This is a genomic window from Vagococcus jeotgali (genome assembly GCF_035918315.1).
GTDB lineage: Bacteria > Bacillota > Bacilli > Lactobacillales > Vagococcaceae > Vagococcus > Vagococcus jeotgali.
Window position 1 is genome coordinate 19,473 of the sequence record NZ_CP142146.1, and the last position, 25,507, is coordinate 44,979.

At 38.8% G+C, this 25,507-nt stretch carries 18 protein-coding genes, 26 tRNA genes and 3 rRNA genes; 39 read left to right on the forward strand and 8 right to left on the reverse strand.

Going from position 1 to position 25,507, the window contains the following annotated elements; genetic code table 11:
• Nucleotides 1–46: 46 nt before the first annotated feature.
• The 3 genes from VSF34_RS00095 to croR form a co-directional block, all read right to left on the reverse strand.
• Complete coding sequence (locus tag VSF34_RS00095; RefSeq protein WP_326717150.1) at nt 47–1,321, reverse strand: serine hydrolase; 1,275 nt, start codon at nt 1,319–1,321, stop codon at nt 47–49.
• Between the two features lie 92 nt (nt 1,322–1,413).
• Complete coding sequence (locus VSF34_RS00100; protein WP_326717978.1) at nt 1,414–2,574, reverse strand: sensor histidine kinase; 1,161 nt, start codon at nt 2,572–2,574, stop codon at nt 1,414–1,416.
• On the reverse strand, nt 2,558–3,244 hold the full coding sequence (gene croR / locus VSF34_RS00105; RefSeq protein WP_326717151.1) for a response regulator transcription factor CroR: 687 nt from the start codon (nt 3,242–3,244) through the stop codon (nt 2,558–2,560). The genes VSF34_RS00100 and croR overlap by 17 nt, the downstream gene beginning before the upstream one ends.
• A gap of 449 nt (nt 3,245–3,693) precedes the next feature.
• On the opposite strand from croR, the gene VSF34_RS00110 reads away from it, so the two are divergent.
• From VSF34_RS00110 to VSF34_RS00250, 29 genes are all read left to right on the forward strand, one after another.
• Nucleotides 3,694–5,258 (forward strand): 16S ribosomal RNA (locus tag VSF34_RS00110).
• Between the two features lie 71 nt (nt 5,259–5,329).
• Nucleotides 5,330–5,402: transfer RNA gene (locus tag VSF34_RS00115), tRNA-Ala, on the forward strand.
• Between the two features lie 184 nt (nt 5,403–5,586).
• Nucleotides 5,587–8,503, forward strand: a 23S ribosomal RNA gene (locus VSF34_RS00120).
• 77 nt (nt 8,504–8,580) lie between these two features.
• Nucleotides 8,581–8,696 (forward strand): 5S ribosomal RNA (gene rrf, locus VSF34_RS00125).
• Together the 16S, 23S and 5S rRNA genes with 26 tRNA genes alongside form the textbook arrangement of a ribosomal RNA operon.
• A gap of 12 nt (nt 8,697–8,708) precedes the next feature.
• Nucleotides 8,709–8,781 (forward strand) — tRNA-Val (locus VSF34_RS00130).
• 9 nt (nt 8,782–8,790) lie between these two features.
• Nucleotides 8,791–8,863: transfer RNA gene (locus tag VSF34_RS00135), tRNA-Lys, on the forward strand.
• Between the two features lie 13 nt (nt 8,864–8,876).
• Nucleotides 8,877–8,958: transfer RNA gene (locus tag VSF34_RS00140), tRNA-Leu, on the forward strand.
• Between the two features lie 7 nt (nt 8,959–8,965).
• Nucleotides 8,966–9,038: transfer RNA gene (locus tag VSF34_RS00145), tRNA-Thr, on the forward strand.
• 8 nt (nt 9,039–9,046) lie between these two features.
• Nucleotides 9,047–9,118: transfer RNA gene (locus tag VSF34_RS00150), tRNA-Gly, on the forward strand.
• An 11-nt stretch (nt 9,119–9,129) separates the two neighbouring features.
• Nucleotides 9,130–9,215, forward strand: a tRNA-Leu gene (locus VSF34_RS00155).
• A gap of 8 nt (nt 9,216–9,223) precedes the next feature.
• Nucleotides 9,224–9,297 (forward strand) — tRNA-Arg (locus VSF34_RS00160).
• An 11-nt stretch (nt 9,298–9,308) separates the two neighbouring features.
• Nucleotides 9,309–9,382 (forward strand) — tRNA-Pro (locus tag VSF34_RS00165).
• A 17-nt stretch (nt 9,383–9,399) separates the two neighbouring features.
• Nucleotides 9,400–9,473, forward strand: a tRNA-Met gene (locus VSF34_RS00170).
• 18 nt (nt 9,474–9,491) lie between these two features.
• Nucleotides 9,492–9,565 (forward strand) — tRNA-Ile (locus VSF34_RS00175).
• 18 nt (nt 9,566–9,583) lie between these two features.
• Nucleotides 9,584–9,673 (forward strand) — tRNA-Ser (locus VSF34_RS00180).
• A gap of 12 nt (nt 9,674–9,685) precedes the next feature.
• Nucleotides 9,686–9,759 (forward strand) — tRNA-Met (locus tag VSF34_RS00185).
• Between the two features lie 3 nt (nt 9,760–9,762).
• A tRNA-Asp gene (locus VSF34_RS00190) sits at nt 9,763–9,835 on the forward strand.
• A 16-nt stretch (nt 9,836–9,851) separates the two neighbouring features.
• Nucleotides 9,852–9,922: transfer RNA gene (locus VSF34_RS00195), tRNA-Gly, on the forward strand.
• Between the two features lie 13 nt (nt 9,923–9,935).
• Nucleotides 9,936–10,009 (forward strand) — tRNA-Ile (locus tag VSF34_RS00200).
• Nucleotides 10,010–10,024: 15 nt separating this feature from the next.
• Nucleotides 10,025–10,112 (forward strand) — tRNA-Ser (locus VSF34_RS00205).
• 35 nt (nt 10,113–10,147) lie between these two features.
• A tRNA-Glu gene (locus VSF34_RS00210) sits at nt 10,148–10,219 on the forward strand.
• Between the two features lie 14 nt (nt 10,220–10,233).
• A tRNA-Ser gene (locus VSF34_RS00215) sits at nt 10,234–10,323 on the forward strand.
• Nucleotides 10,324–10,335: 12 nt separating this feature from the next.
• Nucleotides 10,336–10,409 (forward strand) — tRNA-Met (locus VSF34_RS00220).
• Between the two features lie 3 nt (nt 10,410–10,412).
• Nucleotides 10,413–10,485, forward strand: a tRNA-Asp gene (locus tag VSF34_RS00225).
• A gap of 17 nt (nt 10,486–10,502) precedes the next feature.
• Nucleotides 10,503–10,575 (forward strand) — tRNA-Phe (locus VSF34_RS00230).
• Nucleotides 10,576–10,581: 6 nt separating this feature from the next.
• Nucleotides 10,582–10,652 (forward strand) — tRNA-Gly (locus VSF34_RS00235).
• 13 nt (nt 10,653–10,665) lie between these two features.
• Nucleotides 10,666–10,739 (forward strand) — tRNA-Ile (locus VSF34_RS00240).
• Nucleotides 10,740–10,754: 15 nt separating this feature from the next.
• Nucleotides 10,755–10,842, forward strand: a tRNA-Ser gene (locus VSF34_RS00245).
• Between the two features lie 35 nt (nt 10,843–10,877).
• A tRNA-Glu gene (locus VSF34_RS00250) sits at nt 10,878–10,949 on the forward strand.
• Between the two features lie 92 nt (nt 10,950–11,041).
• On the opposite strand, the gene VSF34_RS00255 is transcribed toward VSF34_RS00250, so the two are convergent.
• From VSF34_RS00255 to rpiA, 5 genes are all read right to left on the reverse strand, one after another.
• Nucleotides 11,042–12,346, reverse strand: coding sequence for an ISL3 family transposase (locus VSF34_RS00255; protein WP_326717152.1), 1,305 nt, complete (start codon nt 12,344–12,346; stop codon nt 11,042–11,044).
• Between the two features lie 310 nt (nt 12,347–12,656).
• Nucleotides 12,657–14,042 (reverse strand): ISNCY family transposase, encoded by a 1,386-nt coding sequence (locus tag VSF34_RS00260; protein ID WP_326716313.1) that lies wholly within the window; start codon nt 14,040–14,042, stop codon nt 12,657–12,659.
• Between the two features lie 17 nt (nt 14,043–14,059).
• Nucleotides 14,060–15,436, reverse strand: a complete 1,377-nt coding sequence (locus VSF34_RS00265) for an ISL3 family transposase (protein WP_326717153.1) — start codon at nt 15,434–15,436, stop codon at nt 14,060–14,062.
• A gap of 508 nt (nt 15,437–15,944) precedes the next feature.
• Complete coding sequence (gene gpmA, locus VSF34_RS00270; RefSeq protein ID WP_326717154.1) at nt 15,945–16,631, reverse strand: 2,3-diphosphoglycerate-dependent phosphoglycerate mutase; 687 nt, start codon at nt 16,629–16,631, stop codon at nt 15,945–15,947.
• Nucleotides 16,632–16,658: 27 nt separating this feature from the next.
• Complete coding sequence (gene rpiA / locus VSF34_RS00275; protein WP_326717155.1) at nt 16,659–17,339, reverse strand: ribose-5-phosphate isomerase RpiA; 681 nt, start codon at nt 17,337–17,339, stop codon at nt 16,659–16,661.
• A gap of 282 nt (nt 17,340–17,621) precedes the next feature.
• Between rpiA and rpsL the strand changes: the two genes are divergently transcribed.
• From rpsL to rpsS, 10 genes are all read left to right on the forward strand, one after another.
• The gene (gene rpsL, locus VSF34_RS00280) at nt 17,622–18,035 is read left to right on the forward strand and encodes a 30S ribosomal protein S12 (protein WP_326717156.1); all 414 of its coding nucleotides are present in this window, start codon (nt 17,622–17,624) and stop codon (nt 18,033–18,035) included.
• Nucleotides 18,036–18,090: 55 nt separating this feature from the next.
• Nucleotides 18,091–18,561: a 30S ribosomal protein S7 gene (rpsG, locus tag VSF34_RS00285; protein ID WP_326717157.1), complete on the forward strand. Its 471-nt coding sequence runs from the start codon at nt 18,091–18,093 to the stop codon at nt 18,559–18,561.
• A 75-nt stretch (nt 18,562–18,636) separates the two neighbouring features.
• Entirely contained in the window at nt 18,637–20,724 is a 2,088-nt protein-coding gene (gene fusA, locus VSF34_RS00290) for an elongation factor G (protein WP_326717158.1), read from the forward strand.
• Nucleotides 20,725–20,862: 138 nt separating this feature from the next.
• Nucleotides 20,863–22,050, forward strand: coding sequence for an elongation factor Tu (gene tuf / locus VSF34_RS00295; RefSeq protein ID WP_326717159.1), 1,188 nt, complete (start codon nt 20,863–20,865; stop codon nt 22,048–22,050).
• A gap of 364 nt (nt 22,051–22,414) precedes the next feature.
• Complete coding sequence (gene rpsJ / locus VSF34_RS00300; protein ID WP_326717160.1) at nt 22,415–22,723, forward strand: 30S ribosomal protein S10; 309 nt, start codon at nt 22,415–22,417, stop codon at nt 22,721–22,723.
• A 24-nt stretch (nt 22,724–22,747) separates the two neighbouring features.
• Complete coding sequence (gene rplC / locus VSF34_RS00305) at nt 22,748–23,383, forward strand: 50S ribosomal protein L3 (protein WP_326717161.1); 636 nt, start codon at nt 22,748–22,750, stop codon at nt 23,381–23,383.
• Between the two features lie 23 nt (nt 23,384–23,406).
• Nucleotides 23,407–24,030, forward strand: coding sequence for a 50S ribosomal protein L4 (gene rplD, locus VSF34_RS00310; protein WP_326717162.1), 624 nt, complete (start codon nt 23,407–23,409; stop codon nt 24,028–24,030).
• Complete coding sequence (rplW, locus tag VSF34_RS00315) at nt 24,030–24,317, forward strand: 50S ribosomal protein L23 (RefSeq protein WP_326717163.1); 288 nt, start codon at nt 24,030–24,032, stop codon at nt 24,315–24,317. Before rplD ends, rplW begins: the two co-directional genes overlap by 1 nt.
• Nucleotides 24,318–24,349: 32 nt before the next feature.
• Entirely contained in the window at nt 24,350–25,183 is an 834-nt protein-coding gene (gene rplB, locus VSF34_RS00320) for a 50S ribosomal protein L2 (RefSeq protein WP_326717164.1), read from the forward strand.
• A gap of 39 nt (nt 25,184–25,222) precedes the next feature.
• Nucleotides 25,223–25,501 (forward strand): 30S ribosomal protein S19, encoded by a 279-nt coding sequence (rpsS, locus tag VSF34_RS00325; RefSeq protein ID WP_326717165.1) that lies wholly within the window; start codon nt 25,223–25,225, stop codon nt 25,499–25,501.
• The last annotated feature ends 6 nt before the right edge of the window (nt 25,502–25,507 follow it).

Genomic DNA, 25,507 nt, shown 5'->3' on the forward strand with positions numbered 1-25,507 from the left:
TTAAACCTCCATATCTTTGAATTATTAATTAAGTAAAAAAACAGCATTAGCTAATGCTGTTTTTTATTTTACGCCATATTAGTGTAAATATGTTAGCTTTTTCTATGTCTTTTTTTGCTATAACCTTAACAGTTTGCTCAGCATGATGACTATCTTCTTTAGTGAGGTAGCCAGAGTTATCTGGTGTGTTAATAATGGTTTCATTTCCAACAACAGTACCAGCTTTAATTGGTGCATTGATAGTATCATTTGGATAATCTGAATTAAAAGTTTGAGTTGTGTCACTTGAGCCATCTTTAACCCATCCAGAAACATCTTCTTCGATTATTAAATCCACTGTTGTTTCGACACCATTTGGTACAGTCATTGCAGGAATGACCGCCCTATCACCTTGATGTAGTAAAACATCATATTTCCAAGTATCAAAGACATAATCTATTAGCATTTTTGTTGCCTCAAATCTTGAATGAGTATCATCGACATCCATGACAACGGTAATCGTTCGCTTACCATCTTTTTCAATCGAACCAATAAAACAAGCACCAGCTAGAACAGCTGTTCCAGTCTTAAGGCCATCAACACCTGGGGTTTCAAATTCAAGTCCTGGTAACATTAAGTTAGATGATTCATAAGTTACTTCATTAGGCGTACCAGCAAACAATGTATATGTTGGCTCTTTAGTAATATCTAAAACTTGAGGGTAGTCAGTAATTAGATGACGAGCGACAATAACCATGTCACGTGCAGATAATAAGTTTTCATCATCTTTATCAGAATTAGGGTATCTATCTATATCAACCAAATCTCCAGTACTAAGACCAGAGGCAGAAATGATATGAGCATCATCAATTTCCCATTCTTTCAAAAGAGCCCTCATATCATCAACGAATTGTTGCTCAGTTTTAGAAATCATTCTAGCTAAAGCAGTTGTTGAAGTATTAGATGAGGAAATCAACATAGCTTTAATGTTGTCTTCTACAGTATACGTTAGATTTTTATCAATAGGTATATTTGACAAAGTCCAGTCTTCAGTTTTTTTAATTAGAGCATCATCATAAGGAACAGGATCATTTAAAGAAATGCTACCTTCATCTAAAGCTTGATAGACTAGATAAGCAGAAATTAGCTTAGTCATAGATGCAATACCTAGAGGTGTGTCAATATTTTGTTCATATAAAATTTTTCCAGTTTCAAAATCAACAGCAATAGCAGCCTTAGCAGGAACAGAAAAATCTTCTGCTTGTACGATAGTTGTTGATGCGTTGAACAAGGTAAATATAGTGATTAGCAAGGTTAATAGGTTTATTTTAAAACGATTCATTTATCTTCTCCTAATATATTTTATTATCTAATGTAACAAATTATATAAAGAATAGATAGGAAATGAAAGAAAAAAGTTTATACAAATAATGTTTATTCAACCTGTTCAATAGGAAGGTGAATAATGAAAGAGGTCCATCTATCATTAGACTCAGCATAAATATATCCCTGATGAAGGGATATAATACTCTTAGCAATAGCTAATCCAAGACCAGTTCCACCGGTTTGCCTTGAGCGAGATTCGTCCACTCGGTAAAACCTATCGAATAAGTGATCAAGTGCTTCTTGAGGAATAGTTTCTCCGTCATTTTTAATAGTAATCACTGCCTCTTCATCCAGTCTTTCAGAGATAATGATAATTCTAGTACCATCAGTACCGTACTTTAAAGCATTGGATAACAAATTATCTAAGACACGAACTAACTTTTCAGTATCACCACTCATAAATAGACAAGGCTGTGATGGTAGAAATTCAATAACACGTCCCGTTTTTGAAGCTTCTAGCTCATAATCAACAACTAATTGTTCTAATAACTGATTCATATCAAATGATACATTGTAAAGAGGTGTATCAGCTTGTCTAACTTTAGTATACTCAAATAAATCATCAACTAGAACTTTCATTTGTTTAGATTTTGAATAAGCAATTTGTGTATATTTTAATAATTCTTCTTCATTCGAGTATTTTCCTTCTTCAATGAGTCCTAGATAGCCAATAATAGAAGTCAAAGGTGTTCTAATATCATGACTAACGTTTGTAATTAATTCATCTTTTGATTGCTCAATTCGTCTTTCATCTTCAATAGCTTCTACAGTACTATCTACCAAGGCATTAATGCTAGTTATCAATCGACCTAAATCTCCCTTTAATTCAAAAGGAATCCGATGATCATAGTGCCCGTTAGAAATATAGTGAAGCTCACCGATAATGTGGCGTTGTTGCATTTGTTTATACCTTCTAATTAATCGCCAGTATAAAATAAAAACATCCGTAATGAGCATAATGATAATAAGTGGATATCTAGAAACAGTTGTATGTGGACTATAGAAAGTATTATAAATTGATGGTTTTAGATTATAAATTAATTTATCAACAGAAAGGGAAGTATCAATAATTTGGATAATCAGAATATAAATTGCTAAATTAATTAATATTAACAAAATAATTGTGATAATTCCTTCTATAAATAGTTCACTTTTTTCTTTTGATGTTAATTCAATTTTATTTTTTTTCTTACTAGCTTTCAATTTTATACCCAACGCCCCAAACAGTTTGAATGACCTTCTCGCCTTTAGTAGCTTCTTCAATCTTATCTCGTAGATGGCTAACATGGACCATAACTGTTTTAGCAGAAACTAAACTTTCTTGTTGCCAAACTCGCTCAAAAATTTCTTCAGCACTAAATACTTTGTTAGGGTGACTAGCTAGTAAATAAAGAATACCAAACTCTAGAGCAGTTAGTTGAATTTTAACACCTTTATCTGTTTCTACTTCATGTGAGTCTTTTTTTATCACTAAAGGACCTACTTCAAGAGTATCAGGTATTTCATTTTGTACTTGAAGAATGGTACGTCTAAGTAAAGATTTGACTCTGGCCATAATCTCTAAAGGATTAAATGGTTTTGTGACATAATCATCAGCTCCAGCAATTAATCCTTGGATTTTATCCATATCAGTTGTTTTAGCGGTTAACATGATGATAGGTATTTGAGACTCTTTTCTCAATTCTTTAACCACTTGCATCCCATCCATTTTTGGCATCATAATATCAAGTATCATTAAATCAATGTCTGGGTTAGTGACGATTTTACTAAGTGCTTCTTTACCATCATAAGCTTTGACTACCTCATAGCCTTCATTTTTTATGTAAATACTAAGTAATTCTACAATCTCTTTGTCATCATCAACGACTAAAATTCGCATAATAAAGCCTCCTATAGGTTATAATAGTTACTATCATCATTATAACAAAAAAAAAAAATAAAACATTTTTTTAAAATCATGTTTACTTTTTTTTAAAAAGTAGTATATTAATTGAGTTGTTAATTCAACAAATCTTTTCAGAAAAAAACATAAAAAAATATTGACATAAGTAAAATATGTATGTTATATTAACTGAGTTGCTTGATCAGTTCTAAGTAGAACAAGTTAAAAAAACTTTTAAAAAACTATTGACAAACAATTTGTTTGTTGGTATTATATAAAAGTTGTTACGGCAGCAAATAAGATTAGATCTTTGAAAACTGAACAAAGTAAGACGAACCAAATGTGTAGGGTGTTTTTTATTAGTAAAAACAAACCATATTTAGTAAATAGATTCGCTAGCAATTTTTAAAACAAATGAGCTAAACATCTTAGGATGTTAATCAACTTTTATTGAGAGTTTGATCCTGGCTCAGGACGAACGCTGGCGGCGTGCCTAATACATGCAAGTCGAACGAACTTCTCTTCCCACCGGAGCTTGCTCCACCGGGAAGAGAAGTGAGTGGCGGACGGGTGAGTAACACGTGGGCAACCTGCCCATCAGAGGGGGATAACACTTGGAAACAGGTGCTAATACCGCATAATTCTTTTCTTCACATGGAGAGAAGATGAAAGACGCTTTTAAGTGTCACTGATGGATGGGCCCGCGGTGCATTAGTTAGTTGGTGGGGTAATGGCCCACCAAGACCATGATGCATAGCCGACCTGAGAGGGTGATCGGCCACACTGGGACTGAGACACGGCCCAGACTCCTACGGGAGGCAGCAGTAGGGAATCTTCGGCAATGGACGAAAGTCTGACCGAGCAACGCCGCGTGAGTGAAGAAGGTTTTCGGATCGTAAAACTCTGTTGTTAGAGAAGAACAAGTGATAGAGTAACTGCTATCACCTTGACGGTATCTAACCAGAAAGCCACGGCTAACTACGTGCCAGCAGCCGCGGTAATACGTAGGTGGCAAGCGTTGTCCGGATTTATTGGGCGTAAAGCGAGCGCAGGCGGTCTTTTAAGTCTGATGTGAAAGCCCTCGGCTCAACCGAGGAAGGTCATTGGAAACTGGAAGACTTGAGTGCAGAAGAGGAGAGTGGAATTCCATGTGTAGCGGTGAAATGCGTAGATATATGGAGGAACACCAGTGGCGAAGGCGACTCTCTGGTCTGTAACTGACGCTGAGGCTCGAAAGCGTGGGGAGCAAACAGGATTAGATACCCTGGTAGTCCACGCCGTAAACGATGAGTGCTAAGTGTTGGAGGGTTTCCGCCCTTCAGTGCTGTAGTTAACGCATTAAGCACTCCGCCTGGGGAGTACGGCCGCAAGGCTGAAACTCAAAGGAATTGACGGGGGCCCGCACAAGCGGTGGAGCATGTGGTTTAATTCGAAGCAACGCGAAGAACCTTACCAGGTCTTGACATCCTTTGACCACTCTAGAGATAGAGCTTTCCCTTCGGGGACAAAGTGACAGGTGGTGCATGGTTGTCGTCAGCTCGTGTCGTGAGATGTTGGGTTAAGTCCCGCAACGAGCGCAACCCTTATTGTTAGTTGCCATCATTAAGTTGGGCACTCTAGCAAGACTGCCGGTGACAAACCGGAGGAAGGTGGGGATGACGTCAAATCATCATGCCCCTTATGACCTGGGCTACACACGTGCTACAATGGACAGTACAATGAGTCGCAAGACCGCGAGGTTTAGCTAATCTCTTAAAGCTGTTCTCAGTTCGGATTGTAGGCTGCAACTCGCCTACATGAAGCCGGAATCGCTAGTAATCGTGGATCAGCATGCCACGGTGAATACGTTCCCGGGCCTTGTACACACCGCCCGTCACACCACGAGAGTTTGTAACACCCAAAGTCGGTGAGGTAACCTTTATGGAGCCAGCCGCCTAAGGTGGGACAGATGATTGGGGTGAAGTCGTAACAAGGTAGCCGTATCGGAAGGTGCGGCTGGATCACCTCCTTTCTAAGGAATATTACGGAAAACACATTACGTCTTATCTTTGTTCAGTTTTGAGAGATTTATTCTCAAAATTAGGGGCCTTAGCTCAGCTGGGAGAGCGCCTGCCTTGCACGCAGGAGGTCAGCGGTTCGATCCCGCTAGGCTCCATTTGATGAAATAATTCATCAATATTTGTTCATTGAAAACTGGATAGTTGAAGTTAGATATCAATATAAACCGAGAACACCGCGTTGATCAGTTTCTTAATAAAGAACTGTGAAATGTGTTAGTCAATAATTATCGCTAATTATTGGTTAACGAAAAATTAGTAGCTAACCGTAAGGTTAGAAAAGGTTAAGTGAATAAGGGCGCACGGTGGATGCCTTGGCACTAGAAGCCGATGAAGGACGGGACTAACGCCGATACGCTTCGGGGAGCTGTAAGTAAGCTATGATCCGGAGATTTCCGAATGGGGGAACCCAGCATCTTTTGTAGGATGTTATCCAGTGGTGAATACATAGCCGCTGGAAGGTAGACGCAGAGAACTGAAACATCTAAGTACCTGCAGGAAGAGAAAGAAAAATCGATTTCCTTAGTAGCGGCGAGCGAAACGGAAGAAGCCCAAACCAACAAGCTTGCTTGTTGGGGTTGTAGGACTCAAACATGGTAGTTGTTGAAAGTAGTCGAAGTGACCTGGAAAGGTCAGCCGAAGAGGGTAAAAGCCCCGTAGGCGAAACTTTCAATGCACCTATGAGTATCCTGAGTACGGCGGAACACGAGAAATTCCGTCGGAATCCGGGAGGACCATCTCCCAAGGCTAAATACTCTCTAGTGACCGATAGTGAACCAGTACCGTGAGGGAAAGGTGAAAAGCACCCCGGAAGGGGAGTGAAATAGAACCTGAAACCGTGTGCCTACAAGAAGTCAAAGCCCGTTAATGGGTGATGGCGTGCCTTTTGCAGAATGAACCGGCGAGTTACGATAGCATGCGAGGTTAAACTGAAGAAGTGGAGCCGTAGCGAAAGCGAGTCTGAATAGGGCGAATGAGTATGTTGTCGTAGACCCGAAACCATGTGACCTACCCATGTCCAGGTTGAAGGTGTGGTAAAACGCACTGGAGGACCGAACCCACGTACGTTGAAAAGTGCGGGGATGAGGTGTGGGTAGCGGAGAAATTCCAATCGAACTTGGAGATAGCTGGTTCTCTCCGAAATAGCTTTAGGGCTAGCCTCGGAATTAAGAATGATGGAGGTAGAGCACTGTTTGGACTAGGGGCCCGTCTTGGGTTACCGAATTCAGATAAACTCCGAATGCCATTCATTTATGTCCGGGAGTCAGACAGTGAGTGATAAGATCCATTGTCGAAAGGGAAACAGCCCAGACCACCAGCTAAGGTCCCCAAATATATGTTAAGTGGAAAAGGATGTGAGGGTGCACAAACAACTAGGATGTTGGCTTAGAAGCAGCCACCATTTAAAGAGTGCGTAATAGCTCACTAGTCGAGTGCCCTTGCGCCGAAAATGTACCGGGGCTAAACATATTACCGAAGCTGTGGATAGAACCTTTTGGTTCTATGGTAGGAGAGCGTTCTAAGTGCGCAGAAGTCAGATCGTGAGGACTGGTGGAGCGCTTAGAAGTGAGAATGCCGGTATGAGTAGCGAAAGACAGGTGAGAATCCTGTCCACCGAATGACTAAGGTTTCCTGGGGAAGGCTCGTCCTCCCAGGGTTAGTCGGGACCTAAGCCGAGGCCGAAAGGCGTAGGCGATGGACAACAGGTTGAGATTCCTGTACTCGTTTGTTTTGTTTGAACAATGGAGGGACGCAGGAGGTTACAGAAGCGCACTGTTGGATATGTGCGTACAAGTAACAAGTCTTGGAGTGAGTCAAATGCTTACTCCTTTAAGGATGAGTTGTGATGTGTAGGGAAATAAAGTACCGAAGTTCTAATATCACACTGCCAAGAAAATCTTCTAGTTAGAAGCAAACGACCCGTACCGCAAACCGACACAGGTAGTCGAGGAGAGAATCCTAAGGTGAGCGAGAGAACTCTCGTTAAGGAACTCGGCAAAATGACCCCGTAACTTCGGGAGAAGGGGTGCTGAACGCAAGTTCAGCCGCAGTGAATAGGCCCAAGCGACTGTTTATCAAAAACACAGGTCTCTGCAAAATCGAAAGATGACGTATAGGGGCTGACGCCTGCCCGGTGCTGGAAGGTTAAGAGGATTGGTTAGCATTTATTTGCGAAGCTAAGAATTGAAGCCCCAGTAAACGGCGGCCGTAACTATAACGGTCCTAAGGTAGCGAAATTCCTTGTCGGGTAAGTTCCGACCCGCACGAAAGGCGTAACGATTTGGGCACTGTCTCAACGAGAGACTCGGTGAAATTTTAGTACCTGTGAAGATGCAGGTTACCCGCGACAGGACGGAAAGACCCCATGGAGCTTTACTGTAGTTTGATATTGAATGTTTGTGACACATGTACAGGATAGGTAGGAGCCGTAGAACTCGGGACGCTAGTTTCGAGAGAGGCGCTGGTGGGATACTACCCTTGTGTTATGACCATTCTAACCCGCATCACTAATCGTGATGGGAGACAGTGTCAGATGGACAGTTTGACTGGGGCGGTCGCCTCCTAAAAAGTAACGGAGGCGCCCAAAGGTTCCCTCAGAATGGTTGGAAATCATTCGTAGAGTGTAAAGGCAAAAGGGAGCTTGACTGCGAGAGTTACAACTCGAGCAGGGACGAAAGTCGGGCTTAGTGATCCGGTGGTTCCGCATGGAAGGGCCATCGCTCAACGGATAAAAGCTACCCTGGGGATAACAGGCTTATCTCCCCCAAGAGTTCACATCGACGGGGAGGTTTGGCACCTCGATGTCGGCTCGTCGCATCCTGGGGCTGTAGTCGGTCCCAAGGGTTGGGCTGTTCGCCCATTAAAGCGGCACGCGAGCTGGGTTCAGAACGTCGTGAGACAGTTCGGTCCCTATCCGTCGCGGGCGTTGGAAATTTGAGAGGAGCTGTCCTTAGTACGAGAGGACCGGGATGGACATACCTCTGGTGTACCAGTTGTTCTGCCAAGGGCATTGCTGGGTAGCTATGTATGGACGGGATAAACGCTGAAAGCATCTAAGCGTGAAGCCCCCCTCAAGATTAGATTTCCCATTTCTTTAAGAAAGTAAGACCCCTGAAAGATTATCAGGTAGATAGGCTAGAAGTGGAAGTGCAGTGATGCATGGAGCGGACTAGTACTAATCGGTCGAGGACTTAACCACATAAGCGGTGGACGATTATATGTTGTCTAATTTCAAATCCAGTTTTGAGTGAATAATCACTCATATAGATACAAAAGTGTAGTGGTGATGGCAAAAAGGATACACCTGTAACCATGCCGAACACAGAAGTTAAGCTTTTTAGCGCCGAGAGTAGTGAGGGGTTTCCCCTTGTGAGGGTAGGACGCTGCTACGCTTTGTATCACACGGAGGTTTAGCTCAGCTGGGAGAGCACCTGCCTTACAAGCAGGGGGTCAGCGGTTCGATCCCGTTAACCTCCATTTTTTTATGACTCGTTAGCTCAGTTGGTAGAGCATCTGACTTTTAATCAGAGGGTCACTGGTTCGAGCCCAGTACGGGTCATTTTAATAAACATGCGGGCGTGGCGGAATTGGCAGACGCACTAGATTTAGGATCTAGCGCCTAACGGCGTGGGGGTTCAAGTCCCTTCGCCCGCATATTTAAGCCGGCTTAGCTCAGTTGGTAGAGCATCTGATTTGTAATCAGAGGGTCGAGGGTTCAAGTCCTTTAGCCGGCATCACGAATGCGAAAGTAGTTCAGTGGTAGAACACCACCTTGCCAAGGTGGGGGTCGCGGGTTCGAACCCCGTCTTTCGCTTTGAAGTTCTAGCCGGGGTGGCGGAACTGGCAGACGCACAGGACTTAAAATCCTGCGGAGAGTGATCTCCGTACCGGTTCGATTCCGGTCCTCGGCATTATTTTAGCGCCCATAGCTCAATTGGATAGAGTGTCTGACTACGGATCAGAAGGTTAGGGGTTCGACTCCTCTTGGGCGCGTTAGAAACATACGGGAAGTAGCTCAGCTTGGTAGAGCACTTGGTTTGGGACCAAGGGGTCGCAGGTTCGAATCCTGTCTTCCCGATGTAGAATTGTTAAACACGCGGTGTAGCTCAGCTGGCTAGAGCGTCCGGTTCATACCCGGGAGGTCGGGGGTTCGATCCCCTCCGCCGCGATTAAATTTATTGGAACTTGGACCTTTAGCTCAGTTGGTTAGAGCTCCCGGCTCATAACCGGGCGGTCGTAGGTTCGAGTCCTACAAGGTCCATTGGCCCTTTATACATACGGAGGATTACCCAAGTCCGGCTGAAGGGAACGGTCTTGAAAACCGTCAGGTGTGTAAAAGCACGCAAGGGTTCGAATCCCTTATCCTCCTTTATTTTAATATCGCGGAGTGGAGCAGCTAGGTAGCTCGTCGGGCTCATAACCCGAAGGTCACAGGTTCAAATCCTGTCTCCGCAATAAGGTTCCGTGGTGTAGGGGTTAACATGCCTGCCTGTCACGCAGGAGATCGCGGGTTCGATTCCCGTCGGGACCGTTGTAGTAATTATTAAGCGGGTGTAGTTTAGTGGTAAAACTACAGCCTTCCAAGCTGTTGTCGCGAGTTCGATTCTCGTCACCCGCTTTAGTTTTAAAATGGGCCTATAGCTCAGCTGGTTAGAGCGCACGCCTGATAAGCGTGAGGTCGATGGTTCGAGTCCATTTAGGCCCATAGATTTTTAAGTACGGAGAAGTACTCAAGTGGCTGAAGAGGTGCCCCTGCTAAGGGTATAGGTCGGGAAACTGGCGCGAGGGTTCAAATCCCTCCTTCTCCATAAAGTATTTTACTTTAAAAATCATTTTATATTAAGGCCCGTTGGTCAAGTGGTTAAGACACCGCCCTTTCACGGCGGTATCACGGGTTCGAATCCCGTACGGGTCATGATCAGCAGATACGGAGGATTACCCAAGTCCGGCTGAAGGGAACGGTCTTGAAAACCGTCAGGTGTGTAAAAGCACGCAAGGGTTCGAATCCCTTATCCTCCTTTATTTTAATATCGCGGAGTGGAGCAGCTAGGTAGCTCGTCGGGCTCATAACCCGAAGGTCACAGGTTCAAATCCTGTCTCCGCAATAAGGTTCCGTGGTGTAGGGGTTAACATGCCTGCCTGTCACGCAGGAGATCGCGGGTTCGATTCCCGTCGGGACCGTTACATTTATTTTCAATGGCGCAGTAGCTCAGTTGGTAGAGCAACGGATTGAAGCTCCGTGTGTCGGCAGTTCGATTCTGTCTTGCGCCATTATAAGCGGGTGTAGTTTAGTGGTAAAACTACAGCCTTCCAAGCTGTTGTCGCGAGTTCGATTCTCGTCACCCGCTTTAGTTTTAAAATGGGCCTATAGCTCAGCTGGTTAGAGCGCACGCCTGATAAGCGTGAGGTCGATGGTTCGAGTCCATTTAGGCCCATAGATTTTTAAGTACGGAGAAGTACTCAAGTGGCTGAAGAGGTGCCCCTGCTAAGGGTATAGGTCGGGAAACTGGCGCGAGGGTTCAAATCCCTCCTTCTCCATAAAGTATTTTACTTTAAAAATCATTTTATATTAAGGCCCGTTGGTCAAGTGGTTAAGACACCGCCCTTTCACGGCGGTATCACGGGTTCGAATCCCGTACGGGTCATAGTAAAAGGGCTCTTTGTCAAATCGGACTGATGAGACAAATATTGAAGATGATGAATTTGAGAATTTTCTCAAATTCATCACCTTTTTTAGTTATTCAATTGTGACAAGGCCATTTATCATAAAAATTCTTATCCTCATATTACTAAAAGATTTGAAGCCATAAGATACTCTTTTTAATGTCTTAATATGAGTATTTTTAGCTTCTATTTTTCCGTTAGAATACTTATACGTTAAAGCATTACGAATCCCTTCTTCATAATTAATTAGATTTTCAATTTTCTGTTTAAATAGTGGATTTAAGGTAGTCGGTAAGTTCTTTAATAAATCAAAAAATGAGTCTGGATCTTTATTTCTAAAGTGATAGGTTAATAATTGAAACACGCCATAGGCTTCTTTTAAGTCTGTAGAAAATGATAAAAGACGATCAATCATCATTGATTCTGTTAGAGGGGGAAACTTAGGTGAAGGAAAGCTTCTCCAATTTTTATATTCTGAACTAGAAACAGTCATTTGATTCTTTAATAGGTATTTCCAATTTACTTTTAGCTTATTGGCTTCAGAACGCTGGTGATTCTTTATTAATTCTTTCATTTCCCTGACTCTAAAGTCATTAAAAGCTTGATTTAAGTGTTTAACGATATGAAACCTATCAATGACTAAAGCTGCACAAGGAAAGATTTTTTTAGTTAACTGAAAATAAGCCGCATTCATATCTGTCACTAGAAATTTTACCTGTTCTCGTTTCTCCTTGGGAGAACGATTGAAGTAATTCATTAGTTTATCAAGTCTACGACTAGGAAGAACATCAACCAGTTCACCGGTTTCACCATTGGCACAAATAAAACTCATTTTATCTTCATAGGTGGCATGAGATCTGAATTCATCAACCATTAGAACTTTTGGAAAAGAGCGTGGTTTAAGCGTTTCAGGTAAATGTTTTTCAACAGATTTAAGGACCCTTATAACGGTTGTGAGCGATACATGACATATCTTAGCGATAACGGTCATTGATATTTTCTGAGTTAATAATTCTAGTATTCTAAATGTTATGAATCGACTAATAAAACAATTTTCTTCAACGATAGAACATTGAGTTGTCCAATGTTGGTGGCAGTTTTTACAAAAATATCGTTGTTTTTTTAGCTTTAAAATAGTTGGAATGTTTTGATATGATTCCAAACGAATTGTCACTTCTTTTTTCCCATTTTTTACAATGGTTTTCTTTTCATCTGCATCGTTCGCATGAGACTGACAATACTTACAGGCCGTAAGCTTAGGTGAGTAGGTACCAGTGATAATTAATGTGTTCACACCTTTGTATTTTCCTTCTTCAACACAAGTTAAATTTAAATCTTCATCTTTAATTCGCAACATTTTTTTGATATGATTAGTCATGACATGTCGTCCTTTCTATTTAAGATTTTGGTTGGTACTTTAATTTTACTAGATAGACGACATGTTTTTCTACTTAAATAAACTAAAATAGGGCTGATGAATCAAAAAATGATGGCTCTTTGTCAAATGATGTGGATGAGTAAAATTAAGTGAATTTAGGCAGCAGAAACCGAATGGTTTTTGCTGCTTTTTTGTTTGTGTCAATCGAACATAAAAATGTCCCAAAATGAGGGCTCACATTAGCGCAATCTTTACTGCGTAAAACTTGCACTAATGTGACCATTATTGGTAAAATAAGGTACTTTTTGTTTCAGGCTGTTTTTTCAGCCTCATATTCTTCGATAGTACGGTCAATACTTTGAAGATACCTTTTGAAAGACTCAAGTTTCCACGGATGTGACTGTGGTGGAATGTACTTGCGTCTTTCTTTTTTTATATCTGAAGAAACCCCATCAAACTCTTTTGAATAGGTCTCGTGGGTTTTTAATCGTCTAGTAGGATAAATTTTTTCTGCTATATTAACATAAATCTCCCCGTTAAAAGCTTTTATAATTAATGCTTTTGTTTTTCTTGTAAAATATTTGTCGCTACTACCTTCCATTGGAAGATAAAATTTATTTTGATACTTAATATGATGGCCATTATCGACTATACGATGAGAGACAGTAGCTAGTAATAAATTAATTTCAGCTGTTGTAGGAGAAGTTTCATAAACACTTTCTGCAGTTTTGTGACCAAATTGTCGATTAAACTTTCGAATCCATACAGATAGAAATTGATTAGCCTCCTCTATAGAATGTATATTTGCTATCTCAAGATCAACAGGCAATCTTGATTGCACTGTCCCATTTAAACGTTCTACACGACCTTTCGCTTGAGGAATAGAGGATGTTTTTATGTCAATACCTAATTGATGACAAGCAAACCCAAACTGCGTGAACGTATCTTCTTCTACAGCTTTTGTTGATTTTCTGTTGTACTCAAAGACGGTTCGTTTATCTGTTAGAAAAGTGGCAGGAATCCCTTGTTTTGTCAGAATTTGATGAAGAACATGGTAATAACCATTGAGCGTTTCCTGTTGGTCAAAATAAGCGCCAGCAATATTACCTGATGCGTCGTCAATAGCTAAATGAAGATGAGTTATTTGATTTCCAAACCAATTATATGAACTAGCATCTAATTGAATTAATTCTCCTTTGTATTTTTTTCTAGGTCGACTAGGATGGGTCTTTTCAGGGAGTTCTAGGTAGTCTTCAGCTCTTGGAACCAATAGGTTCTCTGATTGTTTGGTTTGTTGACCTTCTTGCTTTATTAATTGTTTGAGTCTTCTTTTTGTCTTTTTTTGAGCCTTTGGTGAAAGTATTTTTGCTTTGTACAGGATGCTTCTAATTGTAGTATCTGTATAACAGATATGATGGTCGTTTTTCAGTATTTCAGTAAAATGCCTAATATTTGGTTTAATACTAAACGATTGATAACTAGTGATTATTTGTTGTTTTACTTTTTCAGGCACAGAGTGCTTATTTTTTCTCCCTCGATTTTTATGGACAAATGCTGATTTACCATTTTCCCTGTATGATTTCACTAAACGGTTAATTTGTCGTATAGATAAATTAAGTTCAACACTAGCTCTCTTTTTTTGTTTTTTATTTTCAGCGACAGCTTTAATAACTTGATACTTTTTGGTTTCATTCATTGTTAGATTTATCCTTTTCATAAAGTTATTTTATCATTTTGGGACATTTTGTCTTTCGACCTACTTAGGACATTATCACTTTCGAATGATAAATGGTTTTTGCTGCTTTTTTGTTTGTCTTTGAAACTAAGTAAAATTCTGTATTTATAGTTCTGAAAATTTCTATAGCCGTAAGCTATTCGTTTGATTAATTTAATTTTGTTTATGGAACCTTCTAAACAACCATTTGAATAAGCGTATTTAAAGGTGTTTTCAATTCTTGGTAAATGCTTCTTTAGTGTTCGAATCGAGGTTTTCATTGGAATAGAGATATCTACGTTAGCTAATAATAATAGATCAGAAAAAGTGTCAAAATCATTGTTTTTACTACAGTATAATAGTTCTTGATAAAGTTTATAAGTTTCTGATAACTCTTTGTTTAAGCTAAGTAAATAATCCATGACATCTGTTTCAGGTAAAATACTCTTAAATAAACGCTGATAACGATAATCTGTATAATTCAATTCATTAGAATCTTTTAAAAAGAGTTTCCAATATTTTTTTAGTTTTCGATAATTTTTCATGTCAGTTACATTCGATGTGCGATAACGATTCATCGTCTTAATTCTAGTTATGTTTAAAGAGCGACTGATAAGTTGAACTAAGTGAAAGCGATCAATAATCACCTCAGCATTAGGAAATAGCCTTTTGGCTAATTTAAAATAGGCTGCATTCATATCAACGACAATTGTTTTTACTTGGCGACGAACCTTTAGAGAGTACTTAAGAAAGTGTTTCTCTAGTGTTGGCTTTTTATTATCAATGAGAATATCGATAATTTGGTGTGTAGAGGAATCAGAGTAAATAAAACTGTACTTGCCACTATTGTTTTTAACCGAAGTAAATTCATCAAAACAAAGGTTTTGAGGTAAATATAAAAATTGATTAGATAAGTCTTTACCACCAGATACTAAAATTCTATTAATCGTTGTTGATGAAACAAAATGTCTTTTAGCTAAATCTTTAAACGAGATAGCATCACTTAACTCAATAAGAATTGATTGCTTCACTCTTTTAGCGATAAAACAATGTTTCTCAATTTCTGAAGATTCAGCTAGAAAAGAGGAGTCACAATGACGACAAAGGAATCTCTGTTTCTTTAATAAAAGATAGGTTGGGTAGTGAGCCACACTTAACCACTTTATTCGAGAAGAAATAAACCCATTTTTCACAATAGAAAATTGTTCATTTTTAATGCCACAACAAGGACAAGCTGAAGGAGTGTAAGTAAGAATACCTTTATAAATCTTGGATCTTATCCCTTTAATAAGCTGTTCCTCACAAAAAATAGAATCGAAATAAATATTTTTATCTTTTAAATCTAGCGATAGTCGAATACAATGGTTATGAGACATACGAATCTTCCTTTCTAAAATTTGGTTTGGTCACTTTAATTTTAACGGGAAAGTTCGTATGTTTCTATTATTTTGTAAAAAAATAGATGCGAATGAATTTCTTCATCCACATCAAAAATTATACAACCTTTTATTTTGGCTCTTCGTCAAATCGTGTTGATATTTCATTTGTCAAATTAAGCTAGACAAAATGTCATTGTCTAGCTTAATTTGACAAATGAAAACCTTTAAAAAAACATTTGAATAAATATAGTTTAGGGCATTTCTAACACCTTATTTGAAGGTTTGAAAGGTTTTGAATTTAACTCTAAATTCCTTAGGTCATTCATTATAAATAGAGTGAGTTAGTTCTAAAAATAGGTCTGAATTCTTTGTTTCATAATCATATTTTAACGCCTAGATGTAATCATAAGTTATTTTATCATTTTTGGCTGTTGTTTTTTACATTAAAAAACAAAAAAATCGTATTAATGGAAATACCCATCAATACGACTTATCATACTCAATTTTATAGATAATATTTTTTTAAAACTTCTAAGTTATCATCTAGTTCATAAACAAGAGGGATACCAGTTGGAATCTCTACGTTCATGATCTCCTCATCAGATATATGTTCAATATGCTTTACTAGAGCTCGTAAAGAATTTCCATGGGCGGCTACTAAGACAACTTTATCCTCTAATAAAGCAGGTGCAATTTGATCATTCCAAAAAGGTAGTACTCTTTCTAAAGTAAGTTTTAAATTTTCACCCTCAGGAATAGCTCGTTTATCCATGTAGCGGTATTTTGGATCATGGGTTGATGACTCTGGGTTATTTGGATCAAGTAATGGAGGTAGAGTGTCGTAGGATCTTCTCCATAGTTGAACTTGCTCGGCTCCGTATTTTTCAGCAGTTTCTTGTTTATTTAATCCCTGTAGAGCTCCGTAGTGACGCTCATTTAAGCGCCATGACTTAATTTCAGGTATAGCCATTTGATCAGAATTTTCTAATACATAATGACACGTTTTGATAGCACGTTTTAAGTAAGAAGTAAAGGCAACATCAAATTTAATATTATGTTCTTTAATTTTTACTCCAGCATCTTTAGCCTCAGAAACTCCTTTTTCACTAAGGTCAACATCAGCCCACCCAGTAAAGAGATTTAAAGAGTTCCATACACTTTGTCCATGTCTAATAAAAACTAATTTTTTCATGTTTAATTTCATACCTTTCTATTTTATTTATCTAGCTACATCAATGATTTTAATACCTTCAACTGGATCACCAATAATAACTTTATCTACCATATTTAAGAATAACCCATGTTCTACGACTCCGATTTGTTTATCTAACCAATTAGCAAGAGCTACAGGTTCTTTAATGACATCCATGTGTAAATCTATGATGTAGTTTTGGCTATCAGTTAGAATAGGTTGACCATCTTTTGCTAATCTTAATTTTGGATTTAAAGATTGTTCTTTAAATTTTTTTAATAATTGTGCACTACCATATGGAATGACTTCAACAGGTAGTGGGAATTTACCTAGATATTTCACCATTTTTGACTCATCAACAATCCAAATAACTTTATTTGAATAAGTTGCTACAATTTTTTCAAATAAAAGAGCAGCACCACCGCCTTTAATCCCTTGAAAATCAGCAGATATTTCATCTGCTCCGTCAATGGTGATATCAACACAGGAAACTTCATCGATACTTTTTAAAGGGATACCTAATTTAGTTGCCTGCTCTTTAGTAGCATTTGAGGTAGTCACTCCAGTAATATTCAGTCCTTCTTCCTTGATACGTCGTCCGATTTCTTCCACCATATAATAGGCAGTAGATCCTGTACCAAGCCCAACAACCATTCCGTCTTTTACATATTTTGCTGACTCAATGCCAACTAATTGTTTTAAGTTCATAACAAATTATTCCTCCTACCATGTGTCTATACATCCATTGTAAGCATTCTATAAAAAAAAAGATAGTTTAAACCTATGATTTTTTTTAGTAAAAGGTGTTGACGTTTTTGGAATAGATGTGTTAATATTACAAAGGTGCTTGAGAACAAGTCTTTTTAGATGAATTGACCATGTCGAAGCTCAATCCAATGCAGGAATCCTTGCATTAATTTTTTACAATAAAAAAAGACCCACCTGGATGTGTGGGTCTAGAAAAAAGCTTTAAGGAAGGAGGACATTAATATGCCTACAATTAATCAGTTAGTACGTAAATCTCGTAAATCAAAAGTAACTAAATCTGACTCTCCTGCTTTAGGAAAGAGTTATAATAGTCTCAAAAAATCTTTAACAGACGTGAACTCTCCACAAAAACGTGGTGTTTGTACACGTGTGGGTACAATGACACCTAAAAAACCTAACTCTGCGTTACGTAAATATGCTCGTGTGCGTTTGTCAAACTTAATTGAAGTGACAGCTTACATTCCAGGTATTGGACATAACTTACAAGAACATAGTGTGGTTTTAATCCGTGGAGGTCGTGTGAAAGATTTACCTGGTGTGCGTTACCATATCGTTCGTGGTGCTTTAGATACAGCTGGTGTTACAGACCGTAAACAAAGCCGTTCTAAATACGGAACTAAAAAACCTAAAAACTAATTTAAATATTAGATTATGAGACTTAAAAAAACATTTTTGGAAGGAGGAGTTACACATGCCTAGAAAAGGTCCTGTTGCAAAACGTGATGTATTACCAGATCCGATTTATAACTCAAAATTAGTGACTCGTTTAATTAACCGCGTAATGGTTGATGGCAAGCGTGGTGTTGCTTCTAGCATTATTTATGATGCTTTTGATATTATTAAAGAATCTACAGGAAATGATCCATTGGAAGTTTTTGAACTTGCTATGGAAAACGTAATGCCTGTACTTGAAGTAAAAGCTCGTCGTGTTGGTGGTTCTAACTACCAAGTACCCGTTGAAGTACGTCCAGAGCGTCGTTCAACATTAGGTTTACGTTGGTTAGTGAACTACTCACGTTTACGTGGAGAGCACACTATGGAACAACGTTTAGCTAAAGAAATCATGGATGCAGCCAACAACACTGGTTCTTCTGTTAAAAAACGTGAAGATGTCCACAAAATGGCTGAAGCCAACAGAGCATTCGCACATTATCGTTGGTAAGATCCTCTTTTCTATTGTTAAAAATAGAAAATACAAAAGTATTAAACTAAGAAGTTAAGAGAGGAGTTAAAAAGCATGTCAAGAGAGTTTTCCCTAGAAAATACTCGTAATATTGGAATCATGGCCCATGTTGATGCTGGTAAAACAACAACAACTGAGCGTATCCTTTATTACACTGGTAAAATTCATAAAATCGGTGAAACCCATGAGGGAGCTTCACAGATGGACTGGATGGAACAAGAGCAAGAACGTGGTATTACTATTACATCTGCTGCTACAACAGCACAATGGAAAGGTTACCGTGTTAACATCATCGATACTCCTGGTCACGTGGATTTCACTATTGAAGTTCAACGTTCACTACGTGTATTAGATGGTGCTGTAACTGTTCTTGATGCTCAATCAGGTGTTGAGCCTCAAACAGAAACTGTTTGGAGACAAGCGACTGAATACAAAGTACCACGTATTGTATTTTGTAATAAAATGGATAAAACTGGTGCTGATTTCTTATACTCAGTTAAAACAATTCATGACCGCTTACAAGCAAATGCTCACCCAATTCAATTACCAATTGGTGCAGAAGATAACTTCACTGGAATTATCGACTTAATCAAAATGAAAGCTGAAATGTATACTAATGATTTAGGAACAGATATTCAGGAAACTGAAATCCCTGAAGAGTATATGGAACAAGCTATTGAATGGCGTGAAAAATTAGTTGAAGCTGTTGCTGAAACAGATGAAGACTTAATGATGAAATACTTAGATGGTGAAGAAATTACTATCGATGAATTAAAAGATGGTATTCGTCGTGCTACAATTAACGTTGAATTCTACCCTGTATTAGTAGGTTCTGCCTTCAAAAATAAAGGTGTACAATTAATGTTAGATGCTGTACTAGATTACTTACCTGCTCCAACTGATATTGAAGCAATTAAAGGTATTGATACTAAGACAGATGAAGAAACAACTCGTCCTGCTGATGATAACGCGCCGTTTTCTTCATTAGCATTTAAAGTTATGACAGATCCATTCGTTGGACGTCTAACGTTCTTCCGTGTTTATTCAGGTGTTCTTGAAAGTGGTTCATACGTACTTAATGCTTCTAAAGGCAAAAAAGAGCGTGTTGGACGTATCTTACAAATGCATGCTAACTCACGTGAGGAAATCGGTATTGTTTATTCAGGTGATATCGCAGCTGCTGTTGGTCTTAAAGATACAACAACAGGGGACACGTTATGTGACCTTAATGCACCAGTAATCTTAGAATCAATTGAGTTCCCAGAGCCAGTTATTCAAGTTGCTGTTGAGCCTAAATCTAAAGCAGACCAAGATAAAATGGGTATTGCTTTACAAAAACTTGCTGAAGAAGATCCATCATTCCGTGTTGAAACAAACGTTGAAACTGGAGAAACAGTTATCTCTGGTATGGGTGAGTTACACTTAGACGTTTTAGTAGATCGTATGAAACGTGAATTTAAAGTTGAAGCAAACGTTGGGGCACCTCAAGTTTCTTATCGTGAAACATTTAGAGCGCCACTTACAAAAGCTGAAGGTAAATTCGTACGTCAGTCTGGTGGTAAAGGTCAATACGGTCACGTTTGGGTTGAATTTACACCAAACGAAGAAGGTAAAGGCTTTGAATTTGAAAACGCGATTGTCGGTGGTGTGGTTCCTCGTGAATACATCCCAGCAGTTGAAAAAGGTTTAGCTGACTCAATGGATAACGGTGTTCTTGCTGGTTACCCATTAGTGGATATTAAAGCAAAATTATATGATGGTTCTTACCATGATGTTGACTCGAATGAGACAGCATTCCGTGTTGCGGCATCTATGGCTTTAAAAGCAGCAGCTAAAAAAGCTCAACCAGCTATTCTAGAACCAATGATGAAAGTGACGATTACATGTCCAGAAGATAACTTAGGTGATATCATGGGGCACGTAACAAGTCGTCGTGGACGTGTTGAAGGTATGGAAGCTCATGGTAATTCACAAATTGTTAACGCAATGATTCCATTAGCAGAAATGTTTGGTTATGCTACAACTCTACGTTCTTCAACTCAAGGACGTGGAACATTCATGATGGTATTTGACCATTATGAAGATGTACCAAAATCAATTCAAGAAGATATTATTAAGAAAAATGGTGGCTCAGCTAACTAAGCTAGTTAAAATTTTTTGAAATATCGTTTAGAATGATAAGTGAATGAAGAAGGTCAAGATGGTTCATCTTGGTGGACATTTAACCTTCTTCATATTAAAATAATAAATGACTTTTAAATATTAGGAGGAATTATACAAATGGCAAAAGAAAAATTTGACCGCTCAAAAGACCATGTAAACATCGGAACTATCGGACATGTCGATCATGGTAAAACTACATTATCTGCAGCAATCGCAACTGTGTTATCTAAACATGGTGACGGAGAAGCTCAAAACTATGCAGATATCGATAACGCTCCAGAAGAAAAAGAACGTGGAATCACAATTTCTACTTCTCATATCGAGTATGAAACAGACACTCGTCACTATGCCCATGTGGATTGTCCAGGACATGCGGATTATGTTAAAAACATGATCACTGGTGCTGCACAAATGGATGGAGCTATCTTAGTAGTATCTGCTGCTGATGGCCCTATGCCTCAAACTCGTGAGCACATTCTTTTATCTCGTAACGTTGGTGTACCATACATCGTTGTTTTCTTAAACAAAATGGATATGGTTGATGATGAAGAATTACTAGAATTAGTTGAAATGGAAGTTCGTGACTTATTATCAGAATACGATTTCCCAGGTGATGATACTCCAATTATCGCTGGTTCAGCTCTTAAAGCTTTAGAAGGTGACGAAGCTTATGAAGAAAAAATCTTAGAATTAATGGCAGCTGTTGATGCTTATATTCCAACACCAACTCGTGAAACTGACAAACCATTCATGATGCCAGTTGAGGATGTATTCTCAATTACTGGTCGTGGTACTGTTGCAACTGGTCGTGTTGAACGTGGAGAAGTTCGTGTTGGGGATGAAGTTGAATTAGTAGGTATCGCTCCAGAAATCGAAAAAACAACTGTAACAGGTGTTGAAATGTTCCGTAAATTATTAGATTACGCTGAAGCAGGAGACAACATTGGTGCTTTATTACGTGGTGTATCTCGTGAAGATATCCAACGTGGACAAGTATTAGCTGCTCCAGGAACAATCACTCCACATACAAAATTCAAAGCTGAAGTTTACGTTTTATCAAAAGAAGAAGGTGGACGTCATACTCCATTCTTCACAAACTACCGTCCTCAGTTCTACTTCCGTACAACTGACGTAACTGGTGTTTGTCACTTACCAGAAGGTACTGAAATGGTAATGCCTGGTGATAACGTAGCAATGGACGTTGAATTAATTCACCCAATCGCGATTGAAGACGGAACTCGTTTCTCAATTCGTGAAGGTGGACGTACTGTTGGTTCAGGCGTTGTAACTGAAATCGTAGGTTAATTTAACCTAAACACATAAATAAAGATTGATTGTGACCGGACGTGAGGTTGAAAACATTTGTTTTCAACCTTTTTTTGTATATAAATGGCATATTTATGAGGAAATAAGGAGATGTGAAGCGCTTTATATTAAAAAAAGTGTTTTCATCAAAACTCTTTTAAAAAAATCAGAAAAAGGGTTGCGAATCCTGATTTTATTTAGTATACTTCTAGAGGTGCTGATAGAAAAAAGTAATTGGTACCCAATGAAAATACAGGCGTCGAATCGAGAGGTTGCGACACGCTAGGAAGCATTGCCATGGTGGCGTGTTGGATATTTTCGAGGAGCTATGTCTACTTTTAAAATAGGCGAAGGAGGGAACACAATGGCAAACAAAAAAATTCGTATCCGCTTAAAAGCGTATGAACATCGTGTATTAGACCAGTCTGCAGAGAAAATCGTAGAAACAGCAAAAAGAACAGGTGCTAAGGTTTCTGGACCAATTCCATTACCAACTGACCGTTCAGTTTATACAGTAATCCGTGCGACTCATAAATACAAAGATTCACGTGAACAATTCGAAATGCGTACTCATAAACGTCTTATTGATATCGTGGATGCTACACCTAAAACAGTTGATGCTTTAACTAAGCTAGATTTACCAAGTGGTGTAAGTATTGAAATTAAATTATAATAAACAAAAAATGGAGGTGTACTCATGACCAAAGGAATCTTAGGTAGAAAAGTAGGTATGACTCAAGTTTTTACTGAAAACGGAGAATTAATTCCAGTAACAGTGATCGAAGCGGCAGCTAACGTTGTTTTACAAGTTAAAACAATTGAAACTGACGGTTACGAAGCCGTTCAATTTGGATTCGACGACAAACGTGAAATCTTATCAAATAAACCTGCTAAGGGTCATGTTGCGAAAGCAAATACGGCTCCTAAGCGCTTCATTAGAGAATTCGATGATGTTGAGCTAGGAGAGTATGAAGTAGGACAAGAAATTAAAGTTGATGTTTTCCAAGCAGGAGACATCGTTGATGTAACAGGTACAAGTAAAGGTCATGGTTTCCAAGGTGCAATCAAGCGTCATGGTCAATCAAGAGGACCTATGTCACATGGTTCTAGATACCATCGTCGCCCAGGATCAATGGGTGCTGCATCTGATCCATCACGTGTTTTTAAAGGTAAAAAATTAGCAGGACGTATGGGTGGCGACCGTGTAACGGTTCAAAACTTAGAAGTTGTGCGTGTTGATACTGATAAAAATGTCATTTTAGTAAAAGGTAATGTACCTGGAGCTAAAAAATCATTAGTTGAAATCAAAACAGCAGTTAAGGCTGCTAAATAGTTGTGGGAGAGGAGGAACTAAGAATGACATCTGTAGCATTATTTAAACAAGATGGAACTCAAAATGGCGAAATCGAATTAAACGAAGCTATTTTTGGAATTGAGCCAAACGAAAATGTTGTCTACGACGCTATTATTATGCAACGTGCTTCTTTAAGACAAGGAACACATGCTGTAAAAACTCGTGGCAAAGTGCGTGGTGGTGGACGTAAACCATGGCGTCAAAAAGGAACAGGTCGTGCGCGTCAAGGATCTATCCGCTCACCACAATGGCGTGGAGGTGGGGTTGTTTTTGGACCAACACCACGTTCATATAGCTATAAATTACCGAAAAAAGTTCGTCGTTTAGCAATCAAATCTGTATTATCAGAAAAAGTTGCAGAAAACAAATTAGTAGTTGTTGAAGGGTTATCATTTGATGCTCCAAAAACAAAAGAATTTAAGCAAGTTTTAGAAAACCTAAACGTTGATACTAAAGTATTAATCGTCTTAGAAAGTGGTAATGACTTTGCAGCATTATCAGGACGTAACTTACCAAATGTTTCTATTGTAGAATCAAATAACGTAAGTGTTCTAGATGTAGTAGCTGCTGACAAACTATTAATGACTAAAACTGCTCTGACTCATGTAGAGGAGGTACTTGCATAATGGAATTAATCGATGTAATTAAACGCCCTGTTATTACAGAAATGTCTGTAGAAGCAATGGACGATAAAAAATACACGTTTGAAGTGGACGTAAGAGCCAATAAAACATTAGTTAAGCAAGCTGTAGAATCAGTTTTCGGAGTTAAAGTTAAAAAAGTGAACATCATGAATGTTAAACCTAAGATGAAACGTATGGGTAAACATGCTGGTTACACTAAAAAACGTCGTAAAGCGATTGTACAATTAACAGAAGATTCAAAAGACATTCAAATTTTTGATGCTGAATAATTAGGCATTAATTAACATAGGAGGGAAAACACGTGGGTATTAAAAAGTACAAACCAACCACAAATGGTCGTCGTAATATGACTGGATCAGATTTTGCTGAGATTACAACAGCAACGCCTGAAAAGACGTTACTACAACCATTAACTAATAGGGCTGGACGTAATAACCAAGGTAAAATTACTGTACGTCACCATGGTGGTGGTCACAAACGTCAATATCGTGTCATTGACTTTAAACGTAATAAAGATAATGTCGTTGGTATTGTTAAAACAGTTGAGTATGATCCAAATAGATCAGCAAATATTGCTTTAATTCACTATACTGATGGTGTAAAAACTTACATTATCGCACCTAAAGGACTTAAAGTTGGCACACAAATTTCTTCAGGACCAGATGCGGATATTAAAGTAGGGAATGCTCTACCATTAAATAATATTCCAGTTGGTACAGTTATCCATAATATTGAGTTAAAACCTGGTAAAGGTGGACAGTTGATCCGTTCAGCTGGAACAAGCGCTCAAGTACTTGGTAAAGAAGGTAAATATGTTTTAGTACGTCTAAACTCAGGCGAAGTTCGCATGATCTTAGGTACTTGTCGTGCAACAGTAGGTACTGTTGGTAACGAACAACATGAATTAATCCATCTAGGTAAAGCTGGACGTAGTCGTTGGATGCGTAAGAGACCAACTGTACGTGGTAGCGTAATGAACCCTAATGACCATCCACACGGTGGTGGGGAAGGTAAAGCACCAATCGGTCGTCCATCTCCAATGAGTCCATGGGGCAAACCTACACTTGGATACAAAACTCGTAGCAAAAAAGCTAAATCAGATAAATTTATCGTACGTCGTCGTAAATCTAAATAATTTATTATTTAGAATTTCAAACTTGAGAGGAGGTTCACCATGGGTCGTAGCTTGAAAAAAGGACCTTTTGTTGATGAACACTTAATGAAAAAAGTGGAAGCACAAAAAGATGCGCCTAAAAAATCAGTAATTAAAACTTGGTCTCGTCGTTCTACAATTTTCCCAAACTTTATTGGGTACACTATCGCTGTATATGATGGAAGAAAACATGTTCCTGTATACATCCAAGAAGATATGGTAGGACACAAACTAGGTGAATTTGCACCAACAAGAACTTATCGTGGACATGTTGCTGACGATAAAAAAACTAATCGCTAATTGAGG